Below are 11879 nucleotides of genomic sequence, written 5' to 3'. Positions count from 1 at the left end.
CATAAGTGAGCCGGGGCAAGACGACTGCTCGCCCCGCCCCGGAAGGTGTTCTGGTGTGTGTTTTGAATGGCGTTTATTTGCGGCTGAGATAACGGTTAAGCCACGCCGGGCCATGAAATGCATCAGTGCTCATCAGCGCTTTGGCTGCCTGAGCAGGAGGAGCTTTACTATCCCACATCTGCTCAAGCGTCTGTTCGTCTATAGTTAGATCTCCCACTAAAGCGCTAACGCGCTCTTGATAGAGTTTGCGTGCTAGTAGTTCTTTGTCCATACGCACCACCTTGGAGTTATTATAATTTACTATCAGCCAACAAGAGTACCTGCGGATAAATTCGCTTCGATAATTTGTTGAAACCAACTCGATAATAGATTATTTATGAGGGTCAGATTGCGGCATAGCTCACCCTTATTGGCGTAAACAATTTTTCGTACGCTAAAATAATTATTTCATGGAAGTACCTTATATATGGAAAAGAAAACACTACTGACTCACTGTACAGATGCACCCGGCCTGATCGCCAAAATCACCAACATCTGTTATAAGCATCAACTGAACATCATCCACAACAACGAGTTTGTAGATAACACCAGTGGGCACTTTTTTATGCGCACGGAGTTAGAAGGTTACTTCAATGATCATACCTTTCTCGCCGATCTGGACCAGGCGCTGCCGTCTGGCGCGAAACGCAAGTTGATCAGCTCGCCACGCAAGCGCATCGTGATCCTGGTGACCAAGGAAGCCCACTGTCTGGGCGATATTCTGATGAAAAACTATGACGGCAGCCTCGATGTCGAGATTGCTGCAGTGATCGGTAACTACGATAAGCTGCAAAGCCTGACGGAGCGCTTTGACATTCCTTACCACTGTGTATCTCACGAAGGCCTCAGCCGTGAAGAACACGAGCAGCAGATGCTGGAGGTAATCGATCAGTACGAGGCGGATTACTTAGTCCTGGCCAAATACATGCGCGTACTGACCCCGGCATTCGTGGAAAAGTACCATCATAAGATCATCAATATCCACCACAGCTTTCTGCCAGCGTTTATCGGCGCAAAACCTTACCAGCAAGCCTACGATCGTGGCGTGAAGATCATTGGTGCTACAGCACACTTTGTTACCAATGACCTGGATGAAGGGCCAATCATCAAGCAGGACGTGATCCCGGTAGACCATACCTTCAGCGCGCAGGATATGGCGCAGGCGGGCCGGGATGTAGAGAAGAACGTATTGAGTAAAGCGCTCAATAAAGTGCTCAACGATCACGTGTTTGTGTACGGCAATAAAACCGTCCTGCTCTAAACGCATGACATTCTAATACAAGAAAGGGTTACTCATTTGGTAACCCTTTCTTATTTATAACTGGCTTAATTACGCTTGCTCAGATGCAACAATGTGTTTCAGCGAGTGTGGGTGAAGCTTGATACATACGCCCTGGTATTTAAAAGCCACGGTGGGGTTGCTCAGTCGCTCTCCCTCGCCTTTCGGACTGGACAGCTTCATTTTCACGCCCAGTTTTTCCAGTTCATTGCATCGCAGGCCAAACGCCGGGTAAGTATGTTTGAGATCCGCCAGATACTCCTCGGCCGATTCGGCATGAGAAGGAATGACAAACTCAACATGCTCCCAACCCTCAGCCGGATAGAGCTTACCCTCTGCCGGGTAAGGCAGTTCAAGGCACTCGATTTTCCAGCCCCGGCTCTCAAGCGCGTGAGCAAACTCAATCACAATGATCGGGCGGCCATTGATTTGCGCCTGGGAAATCACGCTCCCGTAATCGCACCAGGCTGCATGGGCCTGCTGCGCGGTCTGCGGGTCGTTAATACGCAACGCGATATGATCAGCCTGCGCCAGGCTCACATCCAAATCAAGCATCGAGGCCAGAGCGTCGATCTTAGCCATAAAGGCATCTAAATCTTGGATCATCAAATCTGGCGTCAGGCGTTTTTCTACTAATTGCGTCGTCATGGCAGCTCTCCATTGGGACTGATGTTGTCATTACTTTGCGCGCAATAGTAAACCCAAACCGAATCACATTTCCATTCCATCAAAAAAGTAAAAAAATTCCCCAAATCCTCTCTGTATGAAAAGCAATAAAGTTGTTATCATTAGCCCCATTTTTGTGAACTCCAACAGAACTCGGCTCCTATTTTGCCGAGTTCTTTGTCCTTGAACTGAAGGAAACGCGTGTGAATATCCAAGCACTTATTAATGACAAAGTATCTCAGGCTCTAGAAGCCGCTGGCGCACCAGCAGGCAGCCCTGCAGCCGTTCGTCAATCAGCAAAGCCACAATTTGGTGATTACCAAGCAAACGGCGTAATGGGCGTTGCTAAAAAACTGGGAACTAACCCACGAGAATTTGCACAGAAAGTACTGGATGTTCTGGATCTTGATGGTATTGCAAGCAAAACAGAAATTGCCGGCCCTGGCTTCATCAACATTTTCCTGAGCGAAGAGTTCCTGGCCAAGCAAGCGGATGCCGCGCTGGCGGATTCACGTCTTGGCGTTGCAGCAGAACAAGCCAAAACTATCGTTGCTGACTACTCTGCACCAAACGTAGCCAAAGAGATGCACGTTGGCCACCTGCGTTCAACCATCATCGGTGATGCTGTAGTGCGCACGCTGGAATTCCTGGGTCACAAAGTGATCCGTGCCAACCACATCGGTGACTGGGGTACTCAGTTCGGTATGCTTATCGCCAACCTGGAGCGTGTACAGCAGGAGTCCGGTGAAATCTCAATGGAGCTTTCTGATCTGGAAGCCTTCTACCGCGAATCGAAAAAGCTGTACGACGAAGACGAAGAGTTCGCAGTTAAAGCACGTAACTACGTAGTAAAACTGCAAAGCGGTGACGAGTTCTGCGCAGAAATGTGGAAGAAGCTGGTTGACGTAACCATGATCCAAAACCAACGCAACTACGATCGTCTTAACGTATCACTGACCCGTGAACACGTAATGGGCGAAAGCATGTACAACGACATGCTGCCTAAGATCGTTGCTGACCTTAAAGCACAAGGTCTTGCGGTGGAAGATGACGGCGCACAAGTTGTATTCCTGGATGAGTACAAAAACAAAGATGGTGAGCCGATGGGCGTTATCGTGCAAAAACGTGACGGCGGCTTCCTCTACACCACAACCGACATCGCCTGTGCGAAATACCGTTACGAAGAGCTTGGCGCTGACCGCGTGCTTTACTTCATTGACTCTCGTCAGCACCAGCACCTCATGCAAGCCTGGACGATCGTGCGTAAAGCGGGTTACGTGCCAGAATCTGTCTCTCTTGAGCACCACGCGTTCGGCATGATGCTGGGTAAAGATGGTCGTCCATTTAAGACTCGTGCTGGTGGTACGGTTCGCCTTGCTGATCTTCTGGATGAAGCGGAAGAACGTGCAGCGAAACTGATCGAATCAAAGAATCCTGCGCTGGACGCAGAAGAGAAAGCGAACATCGCAAACACCGTGGCCATGGCGGCAGTGAAATACGCAGACCTTTCGAAGCACCGTACGACTGACTACGTGTTTGACTGGGACAACATGCTGGCGTTTGAAGGTAACACTGCACCATACATGCAGTATGCTTACACTCGTGTCGCTTCTATCTTCGCTAAAGCTGGCGTATCAATGGATGAGCTTCAAGGTGACATCCAGATCACTGACGAGAAAGAAAAAGCCCTGATCGCCAAGCTAATGCAATTTGAAGAAGCGGTTCAATCTGTAGCGCGCGAAGGTCAGCCACACATCATGTGTAGCTACTTGTTCGAACTGGCCGGTCAGTTCTCTAGTTTCTACGAAGCATGCCCTATTCTGGTTGCGGAAGATGAAACGGTTAAACAAAGCCGCCTGAAACTTGCAGCACTGACCGCGAAGACCATCAAGCAAGGCCTGTCTCTGCTGGGTATCGAAACGCTAGAGCGCATGTAAGCTGCTTTATAGTTTTCAAAGCAACCAAGCTTAATGATTAAAAAGGTTGACGTGAAAGCGTCAACCTTTTGTTTTATCTGGCGTATACTGATTCAAACTTAATTCAAAAAACGAGTTGGAAAACAATAATGAGTTTTGAACTACACCCTCAACTGGCAAAAGATACGACCGTTATTGGTCACTTTCCACTTTGCGTTGCGCTGCTGCATAAAGACAATGCCGTACCGTGGGTCATTCTGGTACCTAAACGTGCGAACCTGAAAGAGCTACACCACCTGCCAATGCAGGAGCAGCAACAGTTCCTGCTGGAATCGCAAGCCGTCAGCCAGGCGCTGGAAGCGACGTTTCAGCCAGATAAACTCAACCTGGGTGCCCTCGGGAATATGGTACCGCAGCTGCACATCCATCATATCGCACGGTTTAAAAACGATGTGGCCTGGCCTGGTCCGGTTTGGGGGAACACCAGAGGTGAATTTCGCACTGAGCAAGAGCAAGCCGAGCTGCTTGGCCGGATTCAGAATGTGCTGTCACTGAGTTCCATCTTCCGTAAAGCCTGATCTGAGCGCTCTGCTATACAGCCAGGTACAAAAAAACCGCATCATTGCTGATGCGGTTTTTTATTGCTGGTGATTACATGGTCACCGTGAGTGACAACCCTTCTTGTCTGGTCACCACATAGCGAACACGAGTCACATCAGCACCTTTAGTAGTATCAACCAGACGGGAGATTCGCCCTTTGGCAATCCATACGTTCAGCATAGCATCAGCACCGTCTTCACTCATTCCAAACTGCTTTGCCAGCTCAGACTGAGAAACGCTTCCTTTGTCGGCAATGTACTGATAAAGCTCCTGCAGGATCATGCCATTTGTGCCTCTAAACTTCTTTGCTTATCCCCAACACGCTTACAGATGCGATAAGTCGCGATGAAGATTGCCACAATACCCGCCATCCAAACTGTGCTGCTAACAGGATGCTCCATCAGGTGCGTCGCCTGGTAGTAGAAGGTCGCACCAAAGTAGGCTAATCCCATCGTCCAGACGGCAATAAAGCGTGCAAACATCTGACCAAATTCGCGGACATAGGCTCCCATGGCTGCCACACACGGGGTATAAAGCAGAATAAAGATCAAGTAAGCAAACGCCGCATTGCCGGATACAAACTTTTCTTTCAGGTTACCAAAAATAGTAGCGTCCACGTCTTGCTCTTCGGCCACCGCATCTGAGTCCGTCAGATCACCCACTTCGATACCCAAAGGATCGGAATAACTTAAACCAGCCAGATTTTCAGGAATAGTCATCAGCGCTTCTTCCAGGCTGGCCATAAAATCAAATTCGGCTTCTTCATCATCACCGGGCGTGGTGTACAGGCTGTTCAGTGTACCCACTACCGCTTCTTTGGCGAAGATACCGGTAATGATACCGACAGTAGCCGGCCAATTGTCGTCCTGGATACCGAGCGGTGTAAATACCGGAGTCACCACCTGCGCCGCTTTTGACAGCACTGAGTTTTCACTGTCTTCATTGCCAAAGCTGCCATCGGTCCCCAAAGAGTTCAGGAAGCTCAGGATCGCAACGACAACCACAATGGTCTTACCGGCACCAAGGACAAAACGCTTGAGTTTCTGCCAGGTTTTGAGCAGCACGTTTTGCATGGTAGGCAGTTCATAGTTAGGCAGTTCCATCACCAGACTGTCACTGCTCCCCGGATAAAGGGTCTTTTTCAGGAATAATCCGGTAAATACCGCCGCCACAATCCCCAGTATGTACAGGGCAAACACCACGTTCTGACCCGCGCCCGGAAAGAATGCCGCTGCAAACAGAGCGTACACCGGCAAACGCGCGCCACAGGACATGAACGGCGCCATCGAGGCCGCAAGCTTACGTTCACGCTCCTGGTCCAGAGTCCGGGTCGCCATGATCGAAGGTACGTTACAGCCAAACCCAAGCACCAATGGGACAAACGCCTTACCTGGCAAACCAATTTTTTGCATGACTTTATCTAACACAAAAGCCGCACGGGCCATATAGCCAGAGCTTTCCAGTAAGGCTAAGAACAAATACAAACACGCGATAACCGGAATAAAGGTTGCGACCGTTTGGATACCACCACCGATACCATCAGCAAGTACCGTCACCAGCCAAACCGGCAGATGATCATCAAGCAGGTAGTGACCACCGTCGACCAATAGTGCTCCGACACCAATATCAAAGAAATCGATGAAAGCACTGCCCACGTTGATCGAGAACATGAACATCAGGTACATCACCACAAAGAAGAACGGAATACCGACCCACTTGTTGAGAATAAAGCGATCAAGTTTCTCCGTCAGGCTGCGGCTCAACTTGCCTTCACTGCGACGAATCCTTTTACACTGTTCATGCAGGAAGGTGAATTTAGTGTCAGCCACATGCAGGTCAATGTCTACCGTTAGCGCCGACGCCGCCATATTAACAGTGTTACGATCGGTATCGGACAGGCTATTCAACACTAGCGCATCCTGCTCTAATGCCCGGATAGCCAACGCACGCGGTGCAACAGACTCTTTGCCAAACAGATCTTGGATGCCGGCAATCGCCAGTTCCATCTCAGCACCATAGTTTAATGGCCGCTCAGTTAAAGCCACGCCCTGAACCAGGATACGGTGCAGCTTTTCTTTAAACTCCGCAACCTGCTTTTTGTTGGTCGCAGACAAGCTGATCACGGGGCAGCCCAGCGTTTTCTCTAACTCGGCCACATTGATGATCTGGCGCTCGCGGTTAAGTGCATCCATCTTATTCAGCACTACGATCATCGGACGCCCTAACTCACGTAACTGCAATGTCATGTACAAGCTACGTTCTAAGCTGGTCGCGTCTACCACGTTGATGATCAGATCCGCTGGATGAGTCAACACGGCACGTGAGGCGATCGACTCATCGATACTATTGCTGTCATTTCCGCTGTCTAAAGAATAAATCCCCGGCAAATCGGTCAACAGGAACTCATCCCCTGAGTGTTGGTATTGGCCGGTTTTCTTCTCTACGGTTACGCCAGCCCAGTTGCCTACCTGTTGTTTCGCACCTGTTAAACCATTAAACAGCGTCGTTTTACCACTGTTAGGGTTACCAACGGTTAAAATCTGATATTGCATCAGCTACGCTCCACTTCAATCATGCATGCGATGGTTTCGCGCAGGGCGAGAGAAACTCCGCGAACCTCTACCTGAAGAGGGTCTCCCATTGGTGCACGGCGAATCAGTTTTACTTGTGTGTTTGGCAGCAAGCCCATCACCATCAGCTTTTTGCGGATGTCATTTGACAGGTCTTTAAATCCAGTAATGGTCACGACATCACCAGCTTTAAGTTCGGATAACTTCATAGTAGCCCTTCGGTTAGTGCTAATGAGAAATATTTTTATTTGTAATATAGCGTCGCGATAATACCTCCTCTCTATGTGCTGATCCTTGCGTAAAATCAAAGATTGCATTTTTGTCGCCCGTTAACTCCGTTAATTCTACTCCGTCGATTTTGTCAAAATCGTTCCTGCTACCATCTCTCTAAACGACAACAAATGACAGAATGCAACTCCCAAACGCAAAATAAAACTTAAAATACAATGACTTACCAACTAAAAACTAAGATTGTCGTGTTTCTCATAGTAACATGGCGTTATTTTTATAAGAAAATTAAGTCAACTTTCGTATAGTAATTCCATCGAGAGGGACATCTCTCAATAGAATTCCAGAGGTGGCATGGCAACATGCCACTCCGGCAGCAAGCGAAGGTGTCGTTGACACCCGTGGTATAGTCCCCCCGGCTATACCACGATATTTTTTTTACCCTCTTCTGCTTTTACATCGATGCAGATATCGCCATTTACTGCATACCTGACCTGTCAAACTGCACAATATTTGCCAACTCCTAGCGTTAAACACCCTATCTCTAAGATAAGCTTTACCCGCATGGCATCTGCGCGATTTCACATGTCCTGGCCCGGCACTCGGTGCTGTCATCGAAGCCTTTTAATACCAATCAGGGTAAGTCAGTATTTAGATAATTGAGCAGAAAAATGAACTGACACTCATGTAGATTGGTATCAAAGCTCGAACACCAACTGAGGCCGCGTGAAGAGTTGGCTTGTTATGTAGATAAGCGTTTTAGCAATTCTCTGGCCCGCAATAACGGCGATGTACAGCCGCTGTCATGCACTAAGTAACCAACACATCGCACTACACATAGAATCGGCAATGGCATGCTGCACTTTACCCACCACTTGCTTATCGGCTAACCAAACCTCATCTCACTAATCGCGATAGATAGTGGAAAGTATCACTGCAGATGGAGCAGGTACGGCCCGGCTGTGTCGGGGGCAGCTAATGTTCTCGACCATAGATGAAAGGTAAATCCGTTATTCCGGGTACCGCAGAAAAGCGGTTAACGACTCTTCACCAGGCGATTAAGAGGTAACTGAACTACTTTCCTGATGACTGGCAAACTTTGACGGGGATAAACCGAAGTGGAGCCTGAATTTTTGGCTGAAATACGATGGATCGTTAAAACCACAGTTAAACGCGACATCACTGATTTTTTCTCCCGCCAACAGCTCTTCACAAGCGGTTTCCAGGCGAACCTCTGTCAGGTAATCTTTTAGTGTGCGTGAAGCCGCAGACTTAAATCGCCGCTGTAAGCTGCGCTCGGACATGAAAAGCATTTTCGCCGCGGTTGCGGTACCAAAATCCGGGTCGTGATAGTTATTTTCTACCAGTTGGTAGACTTTTTTCAGCCAGGCCTGCTCCGGAGATTCTGGCTTGGAATGCACGACTTCAACAATCTCCTCAAGCGAGCTAAAGGTATCTTCGTGATGGTTGACCGGCTCAGCAACCGGCCAGCTAATCTGAATTTTATTTTGTGCCTCTGAGCTAAAAATCAGCAACTTGCCACCACTTTCAGCAACAAGAGAAGGCAAATTACTAATGTTCAAGTCGGACGGTGAACCAGTCGCCAGCCGCGCGGGAGCAGGGTTGCTTGGCATTTGCTGGCCATAATCAAGAAAGCTCAAATCAACCGTTTCTGCAGCCTCCTCGATCAGGACTTTGATACACTGGCCACGATAACCTCGTTTGAGAATATTAGCCAAAACACTATTGAAGATCACATCAAGATTAAATCGTTTCAGCGCAATACGGCTCGATTTTTGTGTATCGACCACTTCCACCGACAGCCCCGCCTTCGCCAGATCCTCTTGCCAGACGTCGACGACAGATTGGGTGATCTGGCTCAGGTTGTAACTCTGAGTTTCAGGCGTATTCTTGTGCGAGGAGCTCTCCAACTCATTTAACTGCCAGTAGGTTTTATTAAGATGATCCTGTGTTACGGGGTCTAAAGACGGCGGCAACTGGGCTTTGAGGATATTGACGCTAGCTTTGATCGAGCTGGCAACATGATCGACCAACAGATTGCGTACTTGAATCTGCTTCCTGAGCTGTTGGTTACTGGTGAGTAACACCCGGCTTTGATGCCGCAGTTGGTTTGTTTTTAGCGTTACCTGAGCACTTAATTGGCGGTTTGCCTCAAGCATGTAACGTGAACGCCAATACATCACTAGCATCAAAATAGTAAACCCAGCCAAGGTAAACCCCAACAGCGGATATTTGGATAAATACCACGGTTTTTTGACTAAAAACCGCGCTTCCACGCCAATTTGATCCTTAGCTAGCTGGCTATCATTGCTGATCTGAAGGGTGTAGCTACCTGAATTGAGGTGTTCCAGGGTCAAATAGCCCCCTTCGAGCAGTTGCCACTCATCAAGTGCACTTAAACGGTAGAACAAGTTTTGATTGTCTGGCATTGGCATCACCCCAAACAAAAAGCTGATCGACGCGCCGTATGGCAGCTCCACGTTTTGCAACTCACTACTGCCGACTTGAAGTACCCGATTTTCTTGAGCTACCCGGCTGATGATCAGGCGAAACTCTGGTACAGACGCCACTAATAGGTTAGCCGGTTCTGCACTGACCAAACCATATTTTGACCCGAAATACATTATCCGGTCATGCTCATCACCGCGCCGGGCCATCTCACAAGTGCCAGGTAAGAACTCATTGGTGATCAAACCGGATGATGACGAAAAGTGTTTCACCAGGTCACCGGCCAAATTGTAAAAACTCAGCCCCGTAGAGGATGACAGCCAGACACCATCTGAATCACTGAGCAAGCAGGCCGAACGGGCATTCTCCATTTTCATTGACAAAACGCGCGGGACATCGCTGTCGTGTCGAGTTTTGTACAACCCATAGGCGGATGCATACCAGTTCGCACCATCAGAAGCTGTTATCATATCAAGCGTTTCGCCGTAGTTGACAGAAAAACGGTTAAAGCGAATCCTCTCACCATCATACTGATAGTATCCATGGTCTGTTCCAATCACCAACAACGCACCGGATGAATAGAGGCGCCGTATTTTGGCGGGTAAATACTTACTGACAATCCAGTCACCGCCAAAATTTCGCACGTGTTGCTGGTCTACATCGACGCTGTACAAATTATAACCACTCGACAACCACACTTTATCCCGCCCCATAGAGACAATATGCTCTACCGAGCCACTTGCAATGGCTTGTAGGTAAGGGTAAACCACCGGCTTTAAACTACTACGCTGATAAACCTGTAACCCATCTTCGGTCGCAAGCCAGATTTTTCCTGCCAAAAGGGCAAATTCATTGATTCGCGATGTCACCTCGAGAACTGGCCTAACATCGTGATCCACCTTCTTGTACAACTTGCGCTCATCAGCAAGCCACAACACTCCCTGTTCATCGGTTAGCATTTGTCGAACACGTCCCGGGGTGTCCTGCCGCTGATGATGGTTGAAGATCATGCGCTTAAACTGTTGACTAAATAATGAGTAATAACGAATACCTTGGTTGGTCGCTATCCACATCCCGCCCATATTATCATTCAGTAACGCATAGATTTTGCTCTGATCGAGGTCCAACTCCTGAAAACTGGCCGAAGAAACTCGTGTTGTCTCTCCGGTCATAAATGAATAAGTGTATAAGCCATGTTCAGTACCAACCCAGTAGGCTTGATTGGTTTCAGCAAACGCCAATACATGTGAGTTACCAATTTTGGCCTGCCGGACTCCGGTTTTATCCATATTAAACACCAAAGCACCATCCAGTAAGCCGATCAACACCTGGCGCCGGGCATGAGAAAAGTACACTTTCTCGACATAAGATCGACCTGACGCGCTAATGTGATCAAAGTGCTTATTCTCCGACAAGTAAGCTCCGGAGGTGGTTGCCAGCAACCACTTTTCTTTAATAAAAATAGCGTCGTTAATATAAACACGGCTGCTGTTACTAAATTGGTAAAGCTGCAACAGTGAGTAAGTTTCTATTTCTCTGCTATCAAGATGGTAAGTGTAAAACTGCGCCCCGTCACTGACCCAGACAAAGCGGCCGGAAGCACCGATTTTGCGGATCTGGGCCCCCGGACTCAAGCTAAAAACAAGTTGTCGCTCTTGATTGGGTTTGGTTTGGTAAACTTCGTTATCAAAATAGGTCCAAAATGCCCCGTCCTGATAGGCCACTTGTTCGACGGTTTCATCCTGGAGCAAACTGCCATTCTTAGGCAAGATGCTCCGGCCATCATAAAACAGCACCCGGCCATGAACATCATGAATCCACAGCCCCCCTTGCTCCCCTGGAAACAAATTTTTTGCCACCACAAAAGTACCCTTCACCTGAGTCGGCAAAGGGTAGAAAATAGCGTTGGCGCTGTTCAATGCAAGCGCTTGAAACGAAATAATAAACCCCAATAAAACCTGGGTCAGCTGGCGCAACAAAAGTAAAACCTATCATTGAGTAAACCAATACGGCGATAACAAACCCGGGCAACCATTCCTGGTTGCACTGTTGTTATTTTGAGCCGCTAATTAATGCAATGATATCTTAATTCCCACAAGAAAAAAGCGTCAC

9 protein-coding genes are annotated in these 11879 nt (G+C 48.3%); 3 read left to right on the top strand and 6 right to left on the bottom strand.

The features are described 5' to 3' along the window. Positions 1 to 73: 73 nt before the first annotated feature. Positions 74 to 271 carry a hypothetical protein gene (locus P2G85_RS16565; RefSeq protein ID WP_275865176.1) on the bottom strand — a complete coding sequence of 66 codons (198 nt, stop codon included), beginning with the start codon at positions 269 to 271 and terminating at the stop codon, positions 74 to 76. Positions 272 to 466: 195 nt separating this feature from the next. Here P2G85_RS16565 and purU point away from each other — a divergent pair, with 195 nt between their 5' ends. Continuing rightward, entirely contained in the window at positions 467 to 1300 is an 834-nt protein-coding gene (purU, locus tag P2G85_RS16560) for a formyltetrahydrofolate deformylase (protein WP_275865175.1), read from the top strand. A 69-nt stretch (positions 1301 to 1369) separates the two neighbouring features. On the opposite strand, the gene P2G85_RS16555 is transcribed toward purU, so the two are convergent. Beyond that, a complete protein-coding gene (locus tag P2G85_RS16555; RefSeq protein WP_275865174.1) occupies positions 1370 to 1966 on the bottom strand; it encodes a VOC family protein in 597 nt (198 codons plus the stop codon). Between the two features lie 221 nt (positions 1967 to 2187). Here P2G85_RS16555 and argS point away from each other — a divergent pair, with 221 nt between their 5' ends. Both argS and P2G85_RS16545 read left to right on the top strand, forming a co-directional pair. Further along, positions 2188 to 3921: an arginine--tRNA ligase gene (argS, locus tag P2G85_RS16550; RefSeq protein WP_275865173.1), complete on the top strand. Its 1734-nt coding sequence runs from the start codon at positions 2188 to 2190 to the stop codon at positions 3919 to 3921. 128 nt (positions 3922 to 4049) lie between these two features. Further along, a complete protein-coding gene (locus P2G85_RS16545) occupies positions 4050 to 4478 on the top strand; it encodes an HIT domain-containing protein (RefSeq protein WP_275865172.1) in 429 nt (142 codons plus the stop codon). A 73-nt stretch (positions 4479 to 4551) separates the two neighbouring features. Here the strand turns inward: P2G85_RS16545 and P2G85_RS16540 are convergent, their stop codons facing one another. The 4 genes from P2G85_RS16540 to P2G85_RS16525 all read right to left on the bottom strand — a co-directional run bounded on the left by P2G85_RS16540 (position 4552) and on the right by P2G85_RS16525 (position 11746). Then, positions 4552 to 4782 carry a FeoC-like transcriptional regulator gene (locus P2G85_RS16540; protein ID WP_275865171.1) on the bottom strand — a complete coding sequence of 77 codons (231 nt, stop codon included), beginning with the start codon at positions 4780 to 4782 and terminating at the stop codon, positions 4552 to 4554. Continuing rightward, on the bottom strand, positions 4779 to 7052 hold the full coding sequence (gene feoB, locus P2G85_RS16535; RefSeq protein WP_275865170.1) for a Fe(2+) transporter permease subunit FeoB: 2274 nt from the start codon (positions 7050 to 7052) through the stop codon (positions 4779 to 4781). Before feoB ends, P2G85_RS16540 begins: the two co-directional genes overlap by 4 nt. Next, entirely contained in the window at positions 7052 to 7279 is a 228-nt protein-coding gene (locus P2G85_RS16530; protein WP_275865169.1) for a FeoA family protein, read from the bottom strand. Before P2G85_RS16530 ends, feoB begins: the two co-directional genes overlap by 1 nt. A gap of 1077 nt (positions 7280 to 8356) precedes the next feature. Further along, a complete protein-coding gene (locus tag P2G85_RS16525; RefSeq protein WP_275865168.1) occupies positions 8357 to 11746 on the bottom strand; it encodes an AraC family transcriptional regulator in 3390 nt (1129 codons plus the stop codon). Positions 11747 to 11879 lie beyond the last annotated feature (133 nt).

It is taken from the genome of Vibrio sp. CAU 1672, from assembly GCF_029223195.1.
In the GTDB taxonomy this organism is placed as follows: Bacteria; Pseudomonadota; Gammaproteobacteria; order Enterobacterales; family Vibrionaceae; genus Vibrio.
This window is presented reverse-complemented; position numbering and strand designations above follow the sequence as displayed.